The 22,485-nt window shown below is 63.5% G+C and carries 17 protein-coding genes; 7 read left to right on the top strand and 10 right to left on the bottom strand.

From position 1 onward, the window contains the following. The first annotated feature begins 60 nt into the window (after window positions 1-60). From Q5701_RS17695 to Q5701_RS17675, 5 genes are all read left to right on the top strand, one after another. A protein-coding gene (locus tag Q5701_RS17695; RefSeq protein ID WP_306752294.1) for an IS5 family transposase occupies window positions 61-818 on the top strand; the annotation gives its coding sequence in 2 pieces (ribosomal slippage) (window positions 61-397 and window positions 397-818; 759 coding nt in all). Window positions 819-1,003: 185 nt separating this feature from the next. Further along, the gene (locus Q5701_RS17690; protein ID WP_306752293.1) at window positions 1,004-2,023 is read left to right on the top strand and encodes an IS110 family RNA-guided transposase; all 1,020 of its coding nucleotides are present in this window, start codon (window positions 1,004-1,006) and stop codon (window positions 2,021-2,023) included. 184 nt (window positions 2,024-2,207) lie between these two features. Further along, window positions 2,208-2,546 carry an IS110 family transposase gene (locus tag Q5701_RS17685; protein WP_306752292.1) on the top strand — a complete coding sequence of 113 codons (339 nt, stop codon included), beginning with the start codon at window positions 2,208-2,210 and terminating at the stop codon, window positions 2,544-2,546. Then, on the top strand, window positions 2,506-2,946 hold the full coding sequence (locus tag Q5701_RS17680; protein WP_306752291.1) for an alpha/beta fold hydrolase: 441 nt from the start codon (window positions 2,506-2,508) through the stop codon (window positions 2,944-2,946). Before Q5701_RS17685 ends, Q5701_RS17680 begins: the two co-directional genes overlap by 41 nt. A 412-nt stretch (window positions 2,947-3,358) precedes the next feature. After that, on the top strand, window positions 3,359-11,548 hold the full coding sequence (locus tag Q5701_RS17675) for a glycoside hydrolase family 94 protein (RefSeq protein ID WP_306752290.1): 8,190 nt from the start codon (window positions 3,359-3,361) through the stop codon (window positions 11,546-11,548). 307 nt (window positions 11,549-11,855) lie between these two features. On the opposite strand, the gene Q5701_RS22945 is transcribed toward Q5701_RS17675, so the two are convergent. From Q5701_RS22945 to Q5701_RS17655, 4 genes are all read right to left on the bottom strand, one after another. Next, a complete protein-coding gene (locus tag Q5701_RS22945) occupies window positions 11,856-12,143 on the bottom strand; it encodes an ATP-binding protein (protein ID WP_373568667.1) in 288 nt (95 codons plus the stop codon). Between the two features lie 47 nt (window positions 12,144-12,190). After that, a complete protein-coding gene (locus Q5701_RS17665; protein WP_306755437.1) occupies window positions 12,191-12,736 on the bottom strand; it encodes a DUF5996 family protein in 546 nt (181 codons plus the stop codon). A gap of 32 nt (window positions 12,737-12,768) precedes the next feature. Continuing rightward, entirely contained in the window at window positions 12,769-13,392 is a 624-nt protein-coding gene (locus Q5701_RS17660; RefSeq protein ID WP_306752288.1) for a glutathione S-transferase family protein, read from the bottom strand. Window positions 13,393-13,476: 84 nt separating this feature from the next. Then, window positions 13,477-14,721: an FAD-dependent oxidoreductase gene (locus Q5701_RS17655; protein WP_306752287.1), complete on the bottom strand. Its 1,245-nt coding sequence runs from the start codon at window positions 14,719-14,721 to the stop codon at window positions 13,477-13,479. A gap of 335 nt (window positions 14,722-15,056) precedes the next feature. Here Q5701_RS17655 and Q5701_RS17650 point away from each other — a divergent pair, with 335 nt between their 5' ends. Beyond that, window positions 15,057-17,669, top strand: a complete 2,613-nt coding sequence (locus Q5701_RS17650) for an AMP-binding protein (RefSeq protein ID WP_306752286.1) — start codon at window positions 15,057-15,059, stop codon at window positions 17,667-17,669. A gap of 391 nt (window positions 17,670-18,060) precedes the next feature. On the opposite strand, the gene Q5701_RS17645 is transcribed toward Q5701_RS17650, so the two are convergent. From Q5701_RS17645 to Q5701_RS17625, 5 genes are all read right to left on the bottom strand, one after another. Beyond that, on the bottom strand, window positions 18,061-18,660 hold the full coding sequence (locus Q5701_RS17645; RefSeq protein WP_306752285.1) for a DUF488 domain-containing protein: 600 nt from the start codon (window positions 18,658-18,660) through the stop codon (window positions 18,061-18,063). 218 nt (window positions 18,661-18,878) lie between these two features. After that, complete coding sequence (locus tag Q5701_RS17640; RefSeq protein WP_306752284.1) at window positions 18,879-19,058, bottom strand: hypothetical protein; 180 nt, start codon at window positions 19,056-19,058, stop codon at window positions 18,879-18,881. Between the two features lie 209 nt (window positions 19,059-19,267). Further along, window positions 19,268-19,999 (bottom strand): RNA polymerase sigma factor, encoded by a 732-nt coding sequence (locus Q5701_RS17635; protein ID WP_306752283.1) that lies wholly within the window; start codon window positions 19,997-19,999, stop codon window positions 19,268-19,270. Continuing rightward, window positions 19,996-20,538 (bottom strand): cupredoxin domain-containing protein, encoded by a 543-nt coding sequence (locus Q5701_RS17630; protein WP_306752282.1) that lies wholly within the window; start codon window positions 20,536-20,538, stop codon window positions 19,996-19,998. Before Q5701_RS17630 ends, Q5701_RS17635 begins: the two co-directional genes overlap by 4 nt. Further along, window positions 20,535-20,954, bottom strand: coding sequence for a hypothetical protein (locus tag Q5701_RS17625; protein WP_306752281.1), 420 nt, complete (start codon window positions 20,952-20,954; stop codon window positions 20,535-20,537). The genes Q5701_RS17630 and Q5701_RS17625 overlap by 4 nt, the downstream gene beginning before the upstream one ends. 171 nt (window positions 20,955-21,125) lie before the next feature. Between Q5701_RS17625 and Q5701_RS17620 the strand changes: the two genes are divergently transcribed. After that, window positions 21,126-21,431 (top strand): nitronate monooxygenase, encoded by a 306-nt coding sequence (locus Q5701_RS17620; RefSeq protein ID WP_306752280.1) that lies wholly within the window; start codon window positions 21,126-21,128, stop codon window positions 21,429-21,431. Between the two features lie 430 nt (window positions 21,432-21,861). Here Q5701_RS17620 and Q5701_RS17615 read toward each other — a convergent pair whose 3' ends face one another. Continuing rightward, a complete protein-coding gene (locus tag Q5701_RS17615) occupies window positions 21,862-22,482 on the bottom strand; it encodes a P-loop NTPase family protein (protein ID WP_306752279.1) in 621 nt (206 codons plus the stop codon). Window positions 22,483-22,485 lie beyond the last annotated feature (3 nt).

Here is a 22,485-nt window from a genome sequence, read left to right as displayed (position 1 = left end):
GACATTCATGGTTCACATGCCATCTGATTTCTGCTTCAGGCCTCCCAAATGGAGGTCTGAATGGACGAGCAGCGGTTTGTGGTGACGAATAATATCTGGGCGCGTCTTGAGCCCCACCTTCCCGGCAAGAAGAGCGACAGCGGTGTGACAGGCAAGGACAATCGCCTGTTCTTGGAGGCCGTTCTCTGGCGGGTGCGCACTGGTTTGCCCTGGCGGGATCTGCCATCGGCGTTCGGGAACTGGAACAGCGTGTTCCGCCGGTTTCGCCGATGGGCCAAGGGTGGTGTTTTCGAGCGCCTCTTCAAAGAGACCCGCGGCGAGCCCGATTTCGAATACGCGTTGATCGACGGCACCATTGTCCCGGCTCACCAGAAGGCGAGCGGCGCAAAAGGGGGACTCAGGCTCAGGCCATCGGGCGCTCACGCGGCGGACTGACCACGAAGATCGTGGCCTTGGTTGATGCCCTCGGCAACCTGTTCGACTTTCATCTCCTGCCCGGCCAGGCTCACGACCTGAAAGGCGTTGCCCCGCTGATCGAGGACGTCGCCTTTGACGCCCTTCTGGCGGACAAGGCGTTTGATGCCGATTGGCTGCTTGCAGAACTGGACGCGCGGGGTGCGAGCGCAGTCATCCCCCCAAAGGCGAACCGCAAGATCAAGCGCGACTACGATAAACACGCCTACAAGTGGCGGCACATGGTCGAGAACTTCTTCGCGAAAATAAAGGAGTTCCGGGCCATCGCCACGCGCTACGAGAAGACCGCATGCAGCTACACCGCCAATTGGCATCTCGTGGCCACCATCATCGCCTCACGATGAATGTCCACGGGCCATAGTCCCTCCGCCAGAACAAACTCGCAATTCGGGTCTTCGACAGCTACGGCACCATTGTCGACGTCTGCTGCGATGCCTGGAGCGCGCTCCTCGGCTCTGATGCTGTAGACGCCCCCGACGGTCTCTTCATGCCATGGTGGGTTTGTTTTGATCCACTATGGGAGGCATCAATGAGCGAAGTTAGCATGATTGGGCTCGATCTCGCGAAGCATGTGTTTCAGGTCCACGGCGCAGATGCCGTTGGTCGGCCGGTGCTCCGCAAGCGGCTGCGCCGGGGACAGGTGCTCGAGTTCTTCAGTCGGCAGCCGCGGTGTATCGTGGCGATGGAGGCCTGTTCCGGCGCCCACTTTTGGGGCCGAGAGATAGGAAGATTGGGCCACGAGGTGAGGCTGATCCCTCCTGCCTACGTTAAGCCGTTCGTGAAGCGCCAGAAGAACGACATGGCGGATGCCGAAGCGATCGTGGAGGCTGCACAGCGTCCCACGATGCGGTTTGTCGCCCTGAAGAGCGAAGAGACCCAAGGCGCCGCTGCGGTGTTCCGGGTGCGCGAGCTTCTGATCCGGCAACGAACGCAGGCGATCAATGCGCTGAGGGGACACATGGCCGAGTTTGGCGAGGTGGTTCCGCAGGGGCCTGTGAATGCCCGTCGCCTGGCAGCGATGATCGAGGTGGACGACAGCGCTCTTCCCGCGACAATGCGGGCCAGCTTGTCCGTTCTGGTGAGCATGCTTCTTCAGCTCGAGGAGAAGATCGCCGAACTGGACGCGGAGATCGCCCGTCGCGCCCGTGAAGACGAGACAGCACGTCGCCTGATGACGATCCCCGGCATCGGCCCGCTGATCGCAACAGCCTTGGCCACCTTGGCGCCACCGCCTGAGATGTTCCGCCGTGGTCGCGATTTCGCGGCGTGGGTGGGGCTCACGCCCCGGCAACATTCCACAGGCGGTAAGCAACGTCTCGGCGCCACGACCAGGATGGGTGAGCGGTCCCTGCGACGGCTGTTGATTATTGGCGCCAACAGCATCGTTGGCTGGGGTGCCCGCAAAGGAGCGGCTGCTGGGACCTGGCTGGCAGGCATGCTGGCGCGCAAGCCGCCCATGGTCGTGCGGGTCGCATTGGCAAACAAGATGGCACGGGTTGTCTGGGCCTTGATGGCCAAAGGCGGCGTCTACCGAGCTTGTCTTATTTAGGGAGTGGCTCTTGAGGGTATACAGGAGCCACTGCCCGCCATGCCATTTATGGCGGGCAGTGGCGGCGGTTGGATCGTATCGTGCTGGGTCAACAAGGACCGTGCCGGAGTTTGATCAACCGCCGTCTTCACCAGGGGCCTGAACGGATACGCGTGTGTCAAGTCACGCATGACAAGCATAGGACATGGCGAAGATGAATGAGCATACCATCGGCATCGACGTCTCCAAATCCCATCTCGACGTCTATCGGCTGGAAGACGGGACGGCGCAGCGTTTCGAGAACTCACCGCGTGGGCATCGCGCCCTGATCAGATGGCTGGGAGCAATACCGATTGCTCGGATCATGTTTGAGCCGACCGGCCCTTATCATTGGGCTTTCGAGGCTGCCCTCTCGGGCAGGTTCCCGCTGGTGAAGGTCAACCCGCTTCAGGCACGCCGCTTTGCGGAAGCCTGTGGAACCCGCGCCAAGACTGATGCCGTTGATGCGCGCCAAGGTGCGCGCATGGGCGCAGCGCTTGTATGACGGCTTTGCGGACACGGTTGCCGCTGCCCAAGCTGGTGACCTGGAGGAAGCAACACGAGAAGCGATCGAATATGTCTTTGGCTTGGAGGAAGTTGGCTTTGAGGTGCTACCCGAGTCGGTGCGGGTGCAGATGCTAGAAAACGCCCACACGCTCCCCCTCGACGCCACGGCGGCCCAACCGGCGCCGTTGACCTGTGAGCAACTTGCGACCGCAAAGACGCCCACTATGCTGATTGTGGGGAGCGACACTTATCCCGTATTCAGGCAAGGTGCCGAGGCTATTGCGGGCTGCATGCCCAATGCTGACGTCCGCACACTTGATGGGGTGGGTCACGGAGGTCCAATCATGGCGCAAGATGCATTTCTTTCTACCGTTCTGGAGTTCGTCGACCAACAATGAGACTCGGCTGACGCGGACTTCTTGATCGAACGACCCTGGGGTAAATTCGTGCTGATTTTGCCTCACGACGATTTAGGCTCGACAGCCTCCTTGCGCGATCATTCGCACTGCTTTTCGCCGCAATGCAGAAAAATAGGAAACCAGGGGATGACCGGCTCGTTGGTTCTTCAGATCTTCTTATTCTGAAAAGTGCCATCCCGTGACCTCCAGCCCGATATTTCCTCGCAGGCTTCTGGTGCGCCGCTTTGACCGGCCGGAAGCAGGCCCTGGACTGCCTCGGTGGGCCGAGTTGGCTGCGCCGATCCGCCATGACGTCTGGCTTGACAGCAGCCCTGCCCAGGCCGGGTCCGATCTGGCAAGCACCTCTGCGCCGGCGCTACCCGCCTGGCAACCTTTCGACTTCCCAAACCGTTTGATCGACAACCGTGCAGCGGTGCGCGCCACTTATCTTTCGATATTGAACGAGGCCCGCAACAAGAGCGCTCTCACTCCTGCCGCTGAATGGCTGCTGGACAACCATCACGTCGTGGACGAGACCTTCCGCCACCTGCGCCGGGATCTGCAACCAAAGCTCTATCGCAGCCTTCCTTCGCTGAAACTGGCAGGAGGTGAGACTGTCCCGCGCGTCCTGGCTTTGACTTGGACCCATGTGGCGCTCACTAACTCCGCCGTCACGCTGGAAGGCCTAAGCCAAATGGTCGGCGGGATGCAGCGGCATCTGGACCTGACCATTGGCGAGATCTGGGCCATCCCCTCGCTGCTGCGCCTTGTGCTGCTGGAAAACCTGCGTCGGCTGTCCGACCGGATCGACGACAGTCGCCGCAAGCGCACTGCCGCCAATGCCTTGGCCGACCGGCTGATGGGGGGCACCGCCCCCGAGGCTGCCGCAGCCCTGGCGCCCGAGGCGGCGGCGGCCCGCGACGCGACCTTTGCCGCGCAAATGCTGTACCGCCTGCGCGACGGGTCGGGCGCGGCAGCCACGGCCCTTGACTGGCTGGAAGCGCGGCTGGCCGAGGCGGGGCAAACCCCAGACTCGGTACTGGCCGCCGAACACGCGCGCCAGTCCAGCGGCAATGTCACCGTGGGCAACATCATCCGCAGCCTGCGCCTGATCGATGAAATTGACTGGCTGAAATGGTTTGAAAGCGTCTCGGCCGTGGATCGCGAACTGCGCCGCGCTCCGGACTATGCGGCCTTGGACAATCCTACCCGCAACGCCTATCGCGAACAGATCGAGCGGCTGGCCCGCCGGTCCGACCTCACCGAGGTGGCGGTGGCGCAAGCGGCGCTTTCGGCCTCGGACGAGGCAGACCCTGGGCGGATCCTGATGGGTGACGGGCTGCAGGATCTGGAAGCACGGATCCACTATCGCCCGACCATGGTCCAGCGGTTACGACGCGGCATCCGCCGCGGGGGCTGGCCGATGCTGGTAGGACCCGTCACTGTCCTGACCCTGGCGGTTGTGGCGCTGATGGTGCAGGGTTTGGAAGCGCCGACCGGGCTGGCGGCGCTGTTGTTCGTGCTGGCATTGTTCCCCGCGTCGGAAGCGGCGCTGGCGGTGGCGCAGGTCACTGTCGCGCGGCTGTTTCCACCCCGCCGCCTCCCCGCTTATGACTTCACCGCCGGAGTGCCCGAAACGGCTCGAACGCTGGTCGTGATCCCCTGCCTGCTGACCTCACGCGATGAAACCGACGACTTGCTGCGAAACCTGGAACTCCATTACCTCGCCAATCCTTTGGGGGCGGTCGACTTCGCGCTGTTGTCGGACTGGGTTGACCACACCGCGGAAACCCGCCCCGATGATACCCTGCTGCTGGCCCATGCGCGCGACGGGATCGAGAGGCTGGCTCTCCGCTATGCGGCCACCGGACGTCGTTTCTATCTGTTGCACCGGCACCGCATCCACAACCCGCAGGAAGGTGTGTGGATGGGATGGGAACGCAAGCGCGGCAAGCTGACCGAATTGAACGCGCTTTTGCGCGGGGACACCGACACTTCCTTCATGGCCACTGGCCTGCGCCCCCCCGCCGATGTGCGTTTCGTGCTGACGCTGGACAGCGACACGCGCCTGCTGCGCGATACGGTGTCGGCGCTGGCAGGCAAGCTGGCCCATCCGGTGAACCGCCCGATAGCCGACGCCACGGGCCGGGTGGTCGCAGGGTACGCAATCCTTCAACCGCGGGTCACGCCATCTCTGACGGCGGGGGACGAGGCTTCGGTCTTCCAGCGGATCTTTTCGGCCAACCGGGGGCTGGACCCCTACGTTTTCACCGTGTCCGACCTGTATCAGGATCTGTTCGGCGAAGGCAGCTTCACCGGCAAGGGATTGTATGACGTGGATGCCTTTGCCCGCGCGACCGAGGGGCGTATCCCGGAAAACACTGTCCTCTCCCATGACTTGTTTGAAGGCGCTCTGGCCCGCGCGGCCCTGGTCACAGATGTGCAGGTAATCGAGGATTTCCCGGTCCGCTATCACGTGGACGCCGCGCGCCAGCACCGCTGGATCCGCGGGGACTGGCAGCTTTTGCCGTTTGTGATCGCACGGAACAACGGGCTGGACGGGCTGGCGCGCTTCAAGATGCTTGACAACTTGCGTCGGTCGCTGCTGCCCGCCGCCTGGATCCTCGCCTCGGTCGCGGGCTGGCTGACGCTGGCGCCCGGCGCGGCGATGCGGTGGCAGGTAATGCTGATGTTGACCCTGTTTCTGGGTCCGCTGATCAGCTTCTACTCCGGGCTGGTGCCCGGGCATCCATCCGTGTCGACCCGGCGGCATTTGCGGGTACTGCTGGCCGAGGCGGGCGAAGCGCTTTCCGCCATGCTACTGCGCCTGTCCTTCATGCCGCACCAGGCGGCATTGGCGCTTGACGCGATCGGCCGGACCCTGCACCGGATGCGAGTCAGCCGACGAAACCTGCTGGAGTGGCGCAGCAATTCCGAGGTAGCAGCCAGCGGTGTGGGCGGCCGTTACGATTACCTGCGGCAGATGGCGGCCGCACCGGCGGTTGCGGTTGCGGCACTATTGCTGGTGGCGCTGATCAACCCCGCGAACCTGCCTTTGGCGGGATTTCTGGCGCTTATGTGGGGTGGTGCGCCCTGGATTGCTTGGGAGACCAGCAAGACCCTGGAAACCCATGATCGACTGGACATTGCCCCGGCAGACGCCGCCGCTCTGCGCCGCACCGCCCGCATCACCTGGCGCTTTTTCGAGGAGTTCGTAGGCTCTGATACCCACCACCTGCCGCCGGACAATTTCCAGGACTCGCCGGACCCGAAGGTGGCGGAACGGACCTCGCCCTCGAACGTCGGGCTGTACCTGCTGGCCACGCTGTCGGCCCGCGATTTCGGCTGGATCGGCCTGCCCGAAACACTGGATCGGATCGAGGCCACGCTGACCACGCTGGAGCAGCTGGAAAAGCGGAACGGTCATCTGTTCAACTGGTATGACACGCGCGACCTGTCAGTGTTGCAGCCGCACTATATATCCTCCGTGGACAGCGGCAATCTGGCAGGGCACTTGGTCACGCTGGCCGCGGCCCTGCGGGGCTGGGCGCATGGGGCCATTGTCCATGTGCCGACCAACCCGCAGGGCATTGGCGACGTGCTGGACGTGCTGGCCCGCCAGTTACAGGCGATCCCCGACGATCGCCGCGCTCTGCGTCCGCTGCGTCGCCGCGTTCAGGAACGGATCGAGGGATTTGCTCAAAGCTATGCAAACATCCTGGCCGAACCGCAACTGGCCGCCGTGCGCGGCCTGAACCTGGCGGTGATCGCAAGCGACATCCGCCAGTTCGCCGAGGCATATGTCGCCGAGATCGACGACAATGGCAGCGACCTGATCTGGTGGGCCGACGCGCTGCAACGCGTCTGCGAGGCCGCGATCCGCCCGCCCGGAAATGCCCCAAAGGTGCAGGAACGGGTAGCAGTCTTGTCCGAACGCGCCCGCGCACTGGCCTTCGGGATGGATTTCGGTTTTCTGATGAACCCGCAGCGGCGGCTTTTGTCCATCGGCTTTCGCGCCGATACCGGCCAGTTGGACGAGAGCTGCTACGACCTGCTCGCGTCCGAGGCGCGGCTGTCGAGCCTGTTCGCCATCGCCAAGGGCGATGCCCCGAACGAACACTGGTTCCGGCTGGGCCGGCCGGTGGCCGCCTTGGGCGCGCGCGGCGCCCTGCTGTCGTGGTCCGGCTCGATGTTTGAATACCTGATGCCGCCTCTGGTCATGCATGAACGGCAGGGCAGCCTGCTGGCACAAGCTTGCGCGGCGGCGGTGGATCAGCAGATCGACCATGGCCGCGCGCGGGGGGTGCCCTGGGGCGTGTCGGAAAGCGCGTTCAACGCCCGTGATCGCGACATGAATTATCAATATTATGCCTTTGGCGTGCCCGCACTGGCGTTGAAGCGGTCGGGAACCGATGATCTTGTGGTCGCCCCCTATGCCACAGCATTGGCAAGCCAGATCCGGCCGCGCGCCGCGGTCGCGAACCTTGACCGGCTGGAACGGATCGGCGCCCTGGGTCGGCACGGTTTTTTCGACGCCATCGACTTTACCCCGGCCCGTCTGCCTGAAGGGGCCAACCTGGCCGTGGTCCGCAATGTCATGGCCCATCACCAGGGCATGAGCATCGTGGCCATTGCCAACGCCGTGCTGGAAGGCATTCACCGCGATCGCTTCCATGACGATCCGGTGATCCGCGCGGCCGAACTGCTGCTTCAGGAAAAGGCCCCGCGTGAGATCGTGCCCATCACGCGCACGGCACCCGGTAGCGGGCTGACGGGCAGCGATGCGGAACTGGCCCCTGCCGCCCAGACAGTGGTGGAAGACCCAGGCCAGGCGCCGCGTGCCATCGGCGTGCTGTCGAATGGCCGCTATTCCCGGATGGTCACAGCTACCGGCACCGGGCGGTCGCGGATTGAAGACCGTGCGGTCACCCGCTGGCGCCCCGATCCTACGCTGGATCGCGACGGCCTATTTGTCTTTCTGCGCGACACTGAGACGCAGGACTGGTGGTCGGCAACGGTTGCACCAAAACCCGCCCCGTCCGAGGAGGCGCAGACCATCTTCTCGGACCACAAGGCGGAATTCCTGAAAACCGCCTATGGGATCGAAAGCCATCTGGAGATGATCGTCGCCTCCGAGGCGCAAGCCGAGGGGATGCGCCTGACGCTGCGCAACCGGTCCGCCCGGCCGCGCGTGATCGAGATCACATCCTATGGCGAAATCGTGCTGGACCGGCCGGAGGCGGATCTTGCCCATCCGGCTTTTTCCAAGATGTTCGTGCATACCGCGATCGGGCGCGACGGCAGCGCCGTTTTCGCCCGCCGCAACCGCCGCGGGTCGGAACCCGTCCTGCATCTGGGGCATCTGGCCATCGGCGGCACCCCCCTGGGGGCCGAGACGGATCGCCGGGCGTTCATCGGCCGCGGGCGCGACATCACCCACCCGGCCGCGATGGACCCCGGCGCCCGGCTGGCGGGTGGACAGGGGTTCACACTCGACCCGATCTTTGCGCTGCGCCGCCGTGTTCGCATTGCGCCGGGCAAGGAGACCGTTGTGACCTTCTGGACCATCGTAGCAGACGACCCGACGTCGCTCGAAATTGCCATGGGCCACTACGCGGACCGTGCCGTCTACGATCACGAGAGCCGGCTGGCCTGGACCCGGTCGCAGGTGCAGTTGCGTCATATGGACAGTTCGCTGGTCGAGGCGGCAGTGTTCCGCGCCTATGCCTGCCAACTGATCTGGCCCGACGGCAGCATGGGCGTGCAGGATCCCGAAATCCGCAAGGCGGTCGGTCGCCAATCGGGGTTGTGGGGGCTGGGCATCTCGGGCGACCTGCCGATCATGGTGCTGCGGATCGACACGGAAAGCGACCTGTCCATCGTCCGCAAGGCGCTCCGGATGCAGGATTATTTCCGACATCACGGGGTTCGGGTCGATCTGGTGATCCTGAACGACCGTGCGTCCAGTTATATCCAGGACTTGCAGAACGCGCTGACCACGCTGTGCGAAACCTTTATCCGGGCCGGGCATCCCGACCCCGCCGCGCGCCACGTCTTTGTGCTGCGCCAGGATCAGATGGACCCTGCGGCGCTGCGGGGGCTGTTGGCGGTGGCCCGCGTGGTGCTGCACAGCCGGAACGGCAAGCTGTCCGAACAACTGGCACGGGTCGAGACCACTTCTGCAACGCCCCCCCGTCCGGTTGCGCTGTCCTTGCCCGCCCCGGCCCCCGCCGCCCCGCCGCCCCAGCCGGATTTCCCGGTCGAGGAGTTGCGCCATTTCAACGGCTATGGCGGCTTTTCCGCCGACGGACGCGAATACGTCATCCGCCTGCGCCACGGTGAATCCACGCCCCAGCCCTGGATCAATGTGATTGCCCGTGACGACTTTGGCTTTCACGTGTCTGCTGAAGGCGCGGGCTTTACCTGGGCGGTGAACTCGCGCGACTACCAGATCACCCCGTGGTCAAACGACCCGGTTGAGAACCGCCCCGGCGAGGCGATCCTGCTGCGCTGCCGACGGACCGGGCGCATCGCCTCGCCCTTTGCGGCAGTCTGTCCCGATCCGGGCGCCATCCACGAAGCGCGGCACGGTTTGGGCTTCAGCCGCTTTCGGTCCTGGAGCGGATGGGTGGACCTTGATGCCGTGCAGGTGCTGGCCGCCAGCGGTCCGGCCAAGCTGACCCGGTTGCGAGTGACGAACCGGGGGGACGAACGGCTGGACCTTGATTGTCTGGCCTATGCCGAACTGGTTCTGGGAAACGACCGGGGCCGCACTGCGCCGATGATCCGCGCCCGCGCTGACGGCAACACGGTCATTGCCCGCAATGCCTGGTCTGTCGAATTTCCCGGACGCGCTGCGGGACTTGCCTGCGACAGGCCCGTGACAGGGTATCTGGCCTCGCGCGCCGCCGTGCTGGGCGTGGGCGGTCTGCGCCGTCCCGAGGCGCTGGCCGGCGCATGGCCGGGCGATACTACCGACACCGGCGGCGATCCCTGCCTTGCCCTGCGGACTAGCCTGACCCTGAACCCCGGTGAGACGGCCGAGGTGATCTTCGCGCTTGCCGATGCGCCCGAGGCCGAGTTGCCCGACCTGCTGCGCACCGTCACCAGCGGGGCCGAGGTGACGAAGGCGCTGGAGCATGCGGCGGTCGAATGGAACGGGTTCCTGGACACGCTTCAAGTCCAGACGCCTGACCCGAAGCTGGACCTGATGGTCAACATCTGGCTGCCCTATCAGGCGCTGGCCTGCCGGATCCGGGCGCGGTCGGCCTTTTACCAGGCCTCGGGTGCGTTCGGGTTCCGCGACCAGTTGCAGGACACCTCGGCCCTGATCCTGCACGACCCGGACCTGTGCCGCCGACAGATCCTCAACGCGGCGGCGCGTCAGTTCACCGAAGGCGATGTGCAGCACTGGTGGCTGCCCGCCAGCGGTGCCGGGGTACGGACGATGATCTCGGACGACGTGATCTGGCTTGGGCATATCACCGAACGCTATGTCCGCCTGACGGGCGACAGGGCCATCTTGGATGAACCCGTACCCTTCATCACCGGCCCCGCATTGGAACGGGGCCAGCATGATGCCTTTCTGACCCCCGAACGGTCTGGCGAGGTTGCGTCCCTGCACGAGCACTGCGCCCGAGCACTGGATCTGGCTGTGGCGCGGACTGGCCCGCACGGGTTGCCGCTGATCCTGGGGGGCGACTGGAACGACGGCATGAACCGCGTGGGCGAGAACGGCCGTGGCGAAAGCGTCTGGCTGGGCTGGTTCCTGTGCGCCACCATCGACGCCTTCGCCCCGCTGGCGGAGGCGAGGGGCGATATCGACCGTGCCACCGCCTGGCGGGCGCATCGCCGGTCGGTGGCCGAGGCGCTGGACACGGCAGGTTGGGATGGCGCCTGGTATCGGCGCGGCTATTTCGACGATGGCAGCCCCCTGGGATCGGTCGGATCCGAGGAATGCCGGATCGATTCGATCGCGCAAAGCTGGGCGGCTATTTCGGGCGCGGGGCGGCCGGACCGGGTCGGCCCGGCAGTGGACGTGGCCCTGGCTTGGCTGGTGGACGAGGGCGCGCAGGCGTTGAAGCTGTTCACTCCACCCTTTGAGGCGACGGACAAGGAGCCGGGCTATATCAAATCTTATCCCCCTGGCGTGCGCGAGAACGGCGGCCAATACACTCATGCCGCAGCTTGGATGGTTTATGCCCTAGGTCGGATGGACCGGGGCGGCGACGCCCATTGGCTGTTCGACCTGCTGAACCCGATATCGCATGCCGAAAGCCGGACCGATGCCGAGCGTTACCGGGTCGAGCCCTATGTTGTCGCCGCCGATGTTTATGGCGAAGGCGCCAAGGCCGGGCGCGGCGGCTGGACCTGGTACACGGGCAGCGCCGGGTGGCTATACCGCGCAGCGGTTGAGGGTATCCTGGGCATCGTCCCTGAGGGCGGCGATCGGCTGCGGATCGAACCGGCCCTGCCGCCCGACTGGCCCGGCTTCAGCGCTAAGATCACAGTAGCGGGCCGCAAGCGCCAGATCGAGGTGACGCGGAATGGTGTTACCCTGGATGGGGAAGGGCCGGGGGCAGATGGAACGTTCGCGCTTTAGCACTCTCTGCCACCTTCATAGCCGTAGCCCCGGCGCTCGCACGCTAGCCAGGCGACCTCATCAGGCAGGCGCCGGTTGCGCGAGATCACCGGACCATCGGCTACCCGGATCCGGACCCGGAGCGCGGCGAAGTCGGCTTTGAGATCGCTTTGGTGCCGAGCCGCCACGACAGGGTCTGCCAGCATTCGTTCGGCAGGGCGGCCACGACGGGCTGAACGCTGCAGGTTCGGGGGGCGGTTACATCATCAACGCCCATTCGATCTATGGCGCCGGTGACACGAGCTAATCCGTGTTCGACGATGGCCAGCTACTCTTCTGCTACCTCACGGCCGCCTGGTGGCGGGAAGCGCGATGCATCGGAAAAACAGATGGTGACGGTCACACCTGCGTCGCCTTGGATTTCGATCTCGCCCCCGATCTGCTTCACAAGCGAGCGGACCAAGCCGTAGCCAAGCGACCCTTCACGGTAATTGGTCATTCCGACGCCATTGTCACGGACAATGACCTCGACCCGCCCTGGTCCGCTTCGCTTGGCCTGAACCACGATCATTCCGGACCGACCGCCGGGGAAAGCGTACTTGATGGCGTTGGTAATCAGCTCGGTGAGTACAATGCCTAACGGAAAGGCCGCATCGGCATCGATCAGGATGTCTTCTTCAGTATTATCTTGGCATTTTCACTTCGTTTGTGAATCCACCGCAGAGGTGAGACCTTGCCGATAAATCGGGTGCGGAACGTCTCGAAGACCGGCACGATGCGCAAGAGTGCGCCGTGGTAGCACGCCACTGCCCCCGCATCGTAGGGACGCCTGTCCATGTCGTCGGAGAAAGGAACCGCATCGGCAACCTCGCTGGGTATGCAGTTGATGTCGATCATGCCGCCGACCGCCTCGACCGGGGTCCGGCTGGGACCGTAGAAATCCGCCACACTCATCGCTTCGAACGCGAAGCTTTCCCGCGCTCCGCCGTCGGCTTTCGCCATGAGACGGTAATCAACGAGATCAAGGGTGAGGCTGACACAACCGCTGGGCTCGTGCACCGACCCGGTTGTTAGACCCCGTGGCGTGACGTAGAGCGTCGCGTGCCAGGCGTGATTGACCCAGGGCACATCCATGAGCCGGCACTTGCCGAGGATCTGCGACCACGAATGCAGCGTGGCGCAGGTCTCGGCGCAGTCGGCATAAGGCAGCGGCGGCCAGACGGTCTTGTTTCCTGCCCGGGTTACCCGATCGGTTCCATGTCCTGCCGCTTCAGCGCGAGACGGACACCCTCATCGGCTTCCATGTGCGTCCGATGCGCCTTCAGCGCCGGGTAGTTGTCGATCGAAAGGGGGGTCTGCTCGATCCAGCGGGTCAGCACATAAAGAAACGTGTCGGCGAAAGATCGCTTTCCAAGATACCAGTCGCCATTGTCGTTCAGGATGCCGTTCATCCGCTCGTAGTGCTTGGCCAGCGTCTCATAGGTCTTGCGCTTGACTTCCTTTTGCCCCTCTTCCGTACTGGCGAGGTTCTGTGGGGCAAAATGGCCCCCGTAGGCCCCGTGCACCTCTGAGGTCATGTAGGACAGCGCTTCAGCTTCCTTGCGGCCGAGCACGGTGTCGCGGGCGTAACCTTCCTTGCCGTGTGCGGCCCCAAGCCAGCCAAGGATCGCCGCAGCCTCGGTCAGCACGTCACCGTCATCGAACTGCAGCGCTGGAACCTTTCCTTTCGGATTGATGGTCAGGTAGGCATCTTTCTTGTGGTCGCCATACGCCATGTTCTTGATCTCGACCGGCGCGTCGAGCCAGGCCACGGCGATGTTGGGCGAAAGCGAGCAGGTTCCGGGCATCGTATAGAGCGTCGTCATCGGCGATCGTCCTTTTCTGTTTCTCGTGATTGGGCAGGCTTCCACCAGGATGCAGGGTTGTCGGTGAGTGTACAGGTTTCGCGCTCAATGCCTCTGGATGATCGCCCCTGTGCGAAAGACCACGGCGTTCGGGCGCTCGGGCCGCAGCCCGATCCCGACAATTCGTCCGGGGATGTCCCGCAGGACCGGAATGGAGGAGATCAGGCGCAAGGCAACCGGCGCCCGAAAGTTCGGCCGATTGCGCAGGGCATTCAACAGCACCCGGTTCTGGATCAGGATCTGGAGCCTTTGGGTGGTGCGCGTGGGCCACATGCGGCGGTGCTGGACCGCCTGAAGATGGCGATGGGTCAGGGCGCTGCGGCGCAAAGGCTCCGCCAGAAGATTGGCCGCGGCGACCGCATCCTGCACCGCAAGGTTCACCCCGACGCCTCCCACCGGCGACATCGCATGAGCCGCGTCTCCGATACAGAGAAGGCCCGGGCGCCACCAAGTCTCCAGTCGGTTCACCTGGACGCTGAGAAGCTTCACCTGTTCCCAGGTTTCCAGCTCTTCCACGCGGTCGTCCTCCATCGGCAGCAGTTTCGCAAGTTCGCCCCGGAATGCGGCGATCCCCGCCGCCTTCTTGGTGTCGAAGCCGCCCTTTGGCACGACATAGGCGCATTGCCAGTAATCACCGCGGTTGAGCATGATGAAGATCTGGCCCGCGTCGAAGCGTCCCTGGGTTTCCTCGGTGTCGCCTGGCCGGCGCGACAGCCGGAACCACAGCACGTCGATGGGCGCGCCAAGGTCATGGACCCGCAGCCCGGCCGCTTCCCGCATGCGCGAGGTCCGTCCATCCGCCGCCACCGTCAAGACGGCGCTGATCTGGAGCAGACCGTTTGGCGTGTTCGCCACGACGCCGGTGATCCTCCCATCCTCAATCACCAGTTCACGGGCCTCGGCTTCCATCAGCAGACGAAAGCCGGGCAGCGCCTTTGCCTTCTGGGCCAGGAAGTTCAGGAAGTCCCATTGCGGCATCATCGCGATGAATGGGGCGGTGACCCGCAGTCGCGAGAAGTCGGCCATCAGCAACCGATCCGGTCCGAACTGCGTAAAAAGCCGGGGCACGCGCTGATGAGGGAGCTGCAGGAATTCTGTCAGCAGGCCGAGCTGCTGCATGATCTCCATGGTCGAGGGGTGGATGGTGTCACCGCGGAAATCCCGCAGGAAGTCCGCGTGCTTCTCGAGCACGATCACCTCGACACCCGCTCGCGCGAGAAGATAGCCGAGAACCAGACCAGCCGGCCCGCCCCCCACAATGCAGCACTGGGTCATGGTCAACGGTGACATCGTCCTGGTCTTTTCCGTAGCCAAGCAGGCGCTTTCCCGAGGCCCGCACTCCGATGGGGCTTGGTGACCTTTATAGCACGCTTGTTCGCCGAGCAGTGGACTGAGTTTCCGCCATGTCGGGGCGCCAGTTTCGCTTACCTGCTCAATAACACCCGCATGTTGGCGGCTGTCTTAAAACCCTCCTCCGGCTATTGATGGGGTCTCTGTCTTGGCGCAGGCAGGTCGCTCCAACAGCCTGCCCCAGACTTGAGAGACAGAGCAACGGGCGCCGCAAAATGGTTGACTTAAAAACTCGGCATCCGTAGGGGCGCGGCATCGTCTGGAGGCCATTCCCTGTGTTCACCCTTTCTCATCTGGCTGTGTTTGCTGACAATCCCTGCCTGGTACACGGTGACCGTGTTCTGAGCTATGGCGACCTCGCCGCTGCGGCCCAGCGGTTCGCGCAACGCATTCCGGGTTCTCGTGGCCTGATTGCTATCGAGATGGCCTCGACTCCGACCGCTATCGCTGCCTATGCCGGGGCCTTGTCTGCTGGCCATGCCGTTCTGCCTTTGCCGCAGGACCAGCCGGATAACGCGCGGCGCCTGGAACAGCGGTTCCGCCCGCGCGCCAGCTACCGCCGCATCGGAGATCGCTGGCGACTGCTGTTTCACGAACACCCGGCGCCGATCCACGAGGATCTGTCGCTGCTGTTGCAGACTTCGGGCAGCACGGGGCAGGGGAGGGGCGTGCGCCTGTCTGCGGCGGCCCTGGATGCCAACGCCCAGGCGATCGGCGATTATCTACAGATCGGACCGCAGGACCGTGCCGCGCTGATCCTGCCGCTGCATTATTCGTATGGCCTGTCGGTCCTGCATTCGCATCTGGCGCGTGGCGCGAGCCTTTGGCTCGCCGACCGCGCGGTGCTTGATCCGGGTTTTTCTGTGGCACTGGCCGCCTCGGGGGCCACCAGCCTTGCCGGGGTGCCCCACCACTTCGCCCTGCTGGAGAGCATTGGCCTGGACAGCGACCTACCAAACTGCGTGACCTGCCTGACCGTCGCTGGCGGCGCGATGAAGCCTGCGGCGGTGCGGCACTGGGCAAAGATCATGGACGCACGGGATGGCCGCTTCGTGGTTATGTATGGCCAAACCGAAGCCACGGCGCGTATTGCCTGGCTGCCGCCCCGGCAGGCGCGGGGGGCGCCGGACGCGATCGGGCAAGCAATCCCTGGCGGCACCCTGTCGCTGTGCGATGAGGCGGGGCGGATATTGACCGATCCCGAGGCGGAAGGGGAACTGGTTTACCGGGGCCCGAACGTGATGATGGGCTATGCCGACACGGCCGAGGACCTGGCACGTGGGCCAGAGGTAAGCGAACTTGCCACGGGCGACCTCGCCCGACGCGGCGCTGATGGGCTTTACCGGATAGTCGGACGACGGTCGCGCATGTCCAAGATCGCCGGATTGCGCATCGGCCACGACGCGTTGGAACGTGCCCTGGCCGAGGCTGGGTACGACGTTGCTGTTTTGGGCGACGACGCCACGATCTGGGTAGCCAGCCCTGACCCGTCTGGCGAGCTAATCGCCTTGACGGCAAGGTTGGCAGGCATTCGCCCGCAACATATCGCGGCGGTTGCCTGTTCGGCACTTCCGCGCCATCCCAATGGCAAGATCGACTATCCGTCCCTGCGACGGCTGGCGGCCCCCAGAGGGGACGGCACAGTGCATGATATCTTTACCCGCAGCTTTGCCCCACACCCAGTGCGGCCCGAAGACAGCTTCACCGGTCTTGGCGGCGACTCGCTGCGGCATGTGGAGATCTCGCTGCAGCTTGACCGTCACCTGGGTGGCTTGCCCGAACGGTGGGAGCAACTGAGCATCGCCGCCTTGGAACAGCGCCCAGCCCTCCGAGGCAGCCGTTTGCCTATGCCTCTCCTGGCGCGGGCCTTGGCGATCTTGGCAGTGGTCGTCTCGCACCAGACTTTGTGGCCCATCTATGGCGGCGCGGCGGCCATGGTTGTTCTGCTGGGGATGAGCGTAGCCCAGCACCGGCGTGAAGCACTCAGTACAAGGGATGCTTGGCGCTTCCTCGCGCCCATGTTGGGCGTCTTGCTGCCCTATGGGCTGATCGTGGCGGGGTATTCACTGGCATGGCAGCAGGTGCCCTGGGCTTCGGTATTTCTCGTGGGAAACATGGCGCTCACCACGCCCGAGACGCATCTGATGCTGCCCTATCTTTATTGGTTTGTCGAAGCTTACATACAGATGAACCTGCTTTTGCTGGGTTTGTTCCTTATACGTCCTGCGCGTGACTGGCTGGGCCGCGCGCCCTTTGCGGTTGGACTGTGCCTGCTAGGCCTGGGAGTACTGTTCCGTGTCATACTGCCGGAGTTCTGGCCACTGCCAAACGGACGAACCCAGTTCTCGGTCCCCTGGGTCTTCTATCTTTTTGCCGTGGGCTGGTGCATCGCCACCGCAACAGATGGTCGCCAGCGTCTGTTGGTTGTGATTGCTGCCAGCGTGGTCCTGCCGGGGGCCGCTTGGATTGGTGGCAACTGGTATGGCAGCTGGATCAAGTATCTCAGCCTCTTGGGCCTAGTTGTCGTGCTGCTCTATGTGGCGCATATTCCTGCGCCTCGTTTTCTGGTTCGGAGCGTGATGTATCTGGCGCGGGCGGCCTTCCCGATCTACCTGCTGCACCGCGTCGTGCCCGAAGTGCTGATGCCGCTGTCCGGAGTTGATTGGACTGCGAATTCCGCAGACTTCATCGCCATTGCTGGGGGCATCGCCTTGGGGCTGCTGGCTGCATGGCTGCAGCCGGGGCTTGTATCGCTCGCGTCGCGCCTGCAGAGTATTGGATCATTGTCATGGGCTGTGCCTTCGGCAAACAGGCTTTCTTCCAGCGAAGCGCACGCATCTCGTCCGCATCTTGGGGAGATTGCTCAGTCGAGGACCCCCGTCGGATAGCAAGGTAAGGAAGGCAGTTCTGCCAACTTGTATAACCTGCACACCAACCCGCAGGTGATCCAAGCGATGGCGTGAGCCATGCGGGATAGCCTTGGCGACCTCAAGCCGAGCCTCGACGACTCTCCCGGTCATGCGACGTCGGTGGTCCGAAACACGTCTCATGGACGCGAACTGGCATGACTGACCTGGGCATGCCAACGACACCGCAGTTTCTGAAGGTATAGGCCGCGCCCGGCACCCGCTTGGCCGCCCTCTGCAAACCCGAATTGGCTTTGCTGGTCTGATTCCGAGAACCGCTGGCCGGTGCGAACGACTGCCTTCTCAGAATATGGCTCATGCCTGAACCCGCCACGAAGCTCAGGCCACCCCATTCGTTTGCCTTTGCTGACCCCTATTGCGGCCAGTTGTTGCTGATCATCGCGAAGTAACTGAACCGAGGGGAACGGCCAACACGCGCAGAAGTTGTGCCATCCATGCCAAGGGAAACCTGACGGAGCTGAACATGATTACCCATGGCGAAGCCGCCCGAATGATGGATGAAAGACTCATCCGTGCCGTTGAGAGGGCCGAGGAGCAGATAGTCCGTGATGATGCGGCGATGACAGCGCCACCAGACAGCCTCCGAACACATCAGGGCCAAACGTTTCTCTTGGCCTAGAAGAAGAAGCTTCTGGAAGGCACCGGCGAATTCCTCGCCCAACGCATAGTCCGCATAGTTGTGGAAGCTTTGGACGCGCCACAGGGCGTTCAGATCGCTGTCGACCCCGCCTTGCTTTGGGCGCCTGCCTCCGAGCGCGGGACAATGACGATACCCGATCTGGACCGCGGCAAGATCGTTCGGAAGCAGATCGATGTTGAACGCTGGAGTGGTGCGGGATCGGGGAAACGTCCGGACATCGACCAGCAAGCCGATCTCGGCCTCGCGCAGCATACCGATGAACTCATCCAGGCTGCGGTTTGAATGGCTTATGGTCGTAAACTGCGCTGCCACGGATCGTTTTCCGCTGTGTGTTAGATGATGTGGACAAACGTTAAAAAACCCCACCTGCAGATGAAGATCCCCTTCATCTTGGCCGGAGGCTGAATGATCGCTCCCCTCTGTGCTTGGAAACGATCATTCAGATTCGACACGCAACGAAATCCGCTGCACAGCGCAGTGTTCTGAACAGCCCAGCCGGTCTTGCGCCGGTCAGGAGATCAGCGTCACCTTCAATCGTCGCGCTGCCCGGCTTTCGGCGTCTTGGCACCTGTCGCCCGATTGCCGTCGGGGGAATTTCCCGAATCCACCAGGTCATCCGGGGATTGCGCGATGTTGTCCTGGCTTTGAAGTTCGCTCTTGTGATCAGGGTTAGAACTATGGTTCGTCTGGTCAGGCGTTTTCTGGGTCATGGTAAGATCCTCCTTCAGGTCAACACGCGGCTGACAGGGTTGTTCCAGCGCGGATGGCTTGACTGCTGGCTACCGTGGCGATCCTCCTTCGCCAATGGCTCCTCCAAATGCGGTCAACATCAACATGGTGTTCAAGTGGCGTGAGAGAATCCAGATCGAGAGGGAGCCGCCAGCCATCAAATCCTGGCCTGCGCGGCGCAATTGGTGTCTCAATCCGGTCGCCGATCCCGCCCTGGCAGCGACTTTTGCCGCTGCCTGAGCAAGACCACCACTTTCTCTGCCATGGTGCTGCAGCGGGTGCCGGCAAAGGGGAAGATCGTCTCGAAGCCGCCGTGGATCCGATCCGTGATGATCCGCCGCAGGCGATGGCGCGCGCGCATCAGCCGGGTCTTGACGGTCCCGAGCGGCAGTGACAGGTCGCGCGCGATGTCGCGCAGGCTGAGGCCGGAGGCTTCGTGCATCAGAAACACCAGCCGAAGGTCCGGCGGCAGTTCCGCCACCGCCGCCTCGATCAGCACGCGGGTCTGCATCCGGCCAAGGGCGGCTTCCGTGGGCTCAACCTCGGTGCCGGGAAACAGCACGACTTCTGCAATGGGAAATGCAGGGTCCTTGATAGTGTTATATTCTTGTTGCTCACGCGCCTTGCGCAGGCGCATTGCCGCGCAGTTCAGCGTGATGCGGGTGATCCAGGTCGAGAACCGGGCCTCCTCGCGGAAGCCATCCAGATGCGTAAAGGCGGCCAGATAGGCGTCCTGGACCACCTCTTCAGCCTCGGCGTCGCTGGTCATCAGGCCACGGGCAATCCGGAACAGGCGCCCATTCAGCCGCCGGATCAACTCGCGGACCGCGGCCTCGTCACGGAGCCGGGCTGCCGCGACCAAGGCTGCCTCGGACAACGGGTGCTCGGCGCAGGCAGGTTTCGATTGCGGCTTTGTGCTCATGTCGCTTCTCCATGCCCCGGCATGACGGATCCCTGTTCAAGAATAACATGAACCGGGGGAAAGGCGGCTAACGCCACCTCGGGCAGATCCCCCGGTCCGGCTGTGGGGTCCTGCCAGCCGGGATCCTGCCCCGGCCGGCCCACTACGATACGCGCCACCATGCCAGCATGCTCATGGGGCTGGCAGTAAAGATCATAAACCCCAGGAACAAGAAGCGTGACCTCGAATTCTTCGCCCGGTAAAAGCAGGCCGCTGTCCCAGGGATCTGCTCCCTCGGGAATGCGCCTTGGCCGATCCAGGATGTCGGGATGATAGGCGGTGGCCGTATGGCTATTGCCCGGGTCGCGGTTCACGAAGCGGATCGTCGTGCCGGGGCTTACGGCAAGGCCAACCGGCACGAACCAGACCGCCTCGCCGCGCGGACTGCCCTTCATCTCGATCATCAGCGAGGGTGCGGCAATCGCGTGGCGGGACCGCAGGCAGACGGCCCCCAAGAGAGCCGTCCCCCGGGTCAGCAGCGTCCGGCGGTCCATGATCATTCCGCCAGCCGCGCCTTGGCATCGCTGTCGTGGTAAAGGACGACATGGACATGGGGCTTTTCCACCCCGGGATGACCGGCGTTATAGTAGATGTCCGTCGTGGTGACGCTGTCGCTGCCAACCGCCAGATCGTTGAAGGCGCCGCCACCCTCCAGATCCTCGATGGGCGTCATGTAGATCGTGGCCGAGAGCTTGCCGTCGTGGTCATAGCCGAGGAACGGGCCCGCGGGCAGGGTGGCGGGATCGACATACAGGGTGCCCAGGCCGGGCAGGAACTCGGGCAGGGTGACAAGCTCGCTGACCTTCTGGAACGGCGCGGCAGGGGGTGCCGAGTCAAGGGGCGTCTGAGCCACGAGCGAGAAGGGCAGGACGCCGAGCAGCAGGCCAGCGGCAAGAGCGGGGATGGACCGAAGCATGTGAACACCTCTTCATGACAGGCCGGATCCGCCCGGCCTTGGTCATTGGATGCGGGATCGGGGAAAAGGTTCGCATGAGAGGGCAGGCAGTCCTGGATTTTTATCCGGATCGTCGTGCAGCCTTGATCTGCTGGCGGTGGCTGGCGCAGTCTGAAGCGGGAGGAGTCCTTGATGTCCGCGACAACTGAGCTTCTGGACCTGCTTGAAGTCCAGCTTCCGATCCTGCAGGCGCCGATGGCAGGGGTGGCTACGCCCGCGATGGCTGCGGCTGTTTCGAATGCTGGCGCCTTGGGCGCCCTGGGCCTGTGTTCCTCGACCCCGGAGGCCGCAAGGCAGGCCATCGAGGAGGTGCAGCAGCAGACATCGGCATCCTTCAACGTGAACTTCTTCGCCTATCTCGGCGATCGGCTCGGAATCAACGGGACCGCCGAGCGCGTCCCCCCGCTGCCCGATCTAGTGGGCGCGCAACCGGCGTAAACTCACCCCGCCCCGCAATCTGCCCCGGTTACCCCCGGTTACCCCCCCACTCCCTTCCCTTTATGATCAATAATTCAGGCCCGCCTGCCCTTATACCCGCCATTGAGATCTGTAATGCGGTTTACCGCCGGGCGTCAGAAGACGCGTTTTTGGCCGGGAAAGAACTCCCAACTTGGTGCAAGGAACATGCGGGAAGATCCGGAGGTGCAAGTCCTGCAGACATCAGAAGCACGAGGAAACGCTACACCCTTGCCAACACTGACGTGAAAGATGATTGCTAATAAAACATTCTCAAACGACCGTTTTAATGAGCCTCATAGAATTGTATTTTTGCTTCTTCTTATGACCACGCGTTATTTTCCGAGTCCGATCCTTATGGGCAAATGGATTGATCGCTCTGCGACAGTCATCGTCCGCGAGGCCTCGCAGTCTATGCCGCCCCAGCCCCATTCGGGACCAGAAAGCCAGGCGCATCGCTTGCCTTCACGCATTCCGACAGAAACCGGCGGACCTGCCAGGCGGTTTGAAGCCGATAGATCCTCAGCTGGGATGGGGCTTGGGCGATGATCGCCTGGATCTGCTTCCTGTGGAAATGCCGTGATTCCCAGACATACCGGACAACCTCAAGCGTGTGAGGCCCGAATTTTTCAGGGCATCCTTCCGCCATACAGGGCCTGACCTTTCCGTGATGGCGAAGCGACCTCAGAACGACGCGCCAAGTCTGGAGGGCAGGGTGCGGATCCAGCCAGATCAGCAAATGCGCCCGACCCGCCCTTTCCCGACTGGTCTCGTAATGGCCCCCTTCCAGTATCCAATGTTCCCGGGCATGGATGTCACGGGTCACTGCATCCATCTCGGACGTGGTGCGGTGGACAAAGCCGGGGCGCCAGCTGAGTTGATCCATGTGATAGCTGGGAAGATAGGCAAGTTCCGAAAGCTTCAGCGCCAGGAACGACTTTCCAGACCCCGAGCCGCCGACAATCATCACGCGCGTCGCCATCATCCCGGAAAAAAGGACCGGACCCAGATCATAGTCGTGATCACTGCGCATCGC

It is taken from the genome of Paracoccus actinidiae (assembly GCF_030863885.1).
Lineage (GTDB): Bacteria > Pseudomonadota > Alphaproteobacteria > Rhodobacterales > Rhodobacteraceae > Paracoccus > Paracoccus everestensis.
The sequence above is the reverse complement of the archived record's forward strand: the minus strand, read 5'-3'. Positions and strand labels throughout refer to the sequence as shown.

What these genes read in the sequence shown, in the direction of transcription:
- Q5701_RS17690 (WP_306752293.1), top strand. Translation starts at nt 1,004, where the DNA reads ATGAGCGAAGTTAGCATGATTGGGCTCGATCTCGCGAAGCATGTGTTT.
- Q5701_RS17685 (WP_306752292.1), top strand. Translation starts at nt 2,208, where the DNA reads ATGGCGAAGATGAATGAGCATACCATCGGCATCGACGTCTCCAAATCC.
- Q5701_RS17680 (WP_306752291.1), top strand. Translation starts at nt 2,506, where the DNA reads ATGCGCGCCAAGGTGCGCGCATGGGCGCAGCGCTTGTATGACGGCTTT.
- Q5701_RS17660 (WP_306752288.1), bottom strand. Translation starts at nt 13,392, where the DNA reads ATGACGACGCTCTATACGATGCCCGGAACCTGCTCGCTTTCGCCCAAC.
- Q5701_RS17655 (WP_306752287.1), bottom strand. Translation starts at nt 14,721, where the DNA reads ATGTCACCGTTGACCATGACCCAGTGCTGCATTGTGGGGGGCGGGCCG.
- Q5701_RS17640 (WP_306752284.1), bottom strand. Translation starts at nt 19,058, where the DNA reads ATGACCCAGAAAACGCCTGACCAGACGAACCATAGTTCTAACCCTGAT.
- Q5701_RS17635 (WP_306752283.1), bottom strand. Translation starts at nt 19,999, where the DNA reads ATGAGCACAAAGCCGCAATCGAAACCTGCCTGCGCCGAGCACCCGTTG.
- Q5701_RS17630 (WP_306752282.1), bottom strand. Translation starts at nt 20,538, where the DNA reads ATGATCATGGACCGCCGGACGCTGCTGACCCGGGGGACGGCTCTCTTG.
- Q5701_RS17625 (WP_306752281.1), bottom strand. Translation starts at nt 20,954, where the DNA reads ATGCTTCGGTCCATCCCCGCTCTTGCCGCTGGCCTGCTGCTCGGCGTC.
- Q5701_RS17620 (WP_306752280.1), top strand. Translation starts at nt 21,126, where the DNA reads ATGTCCGCGACAACTGAGCTTCTGGACCTGCTTGAAGTCCAGCTTCCG.
- Q5701_RS17615 (WP_306752279.1), bottom strand. Translation starts at nt 22,482, where the DNA reads ATGCGCAGTGATCACGACTATGATCTGGGTCCGGTCCTTTTTTCCGGG.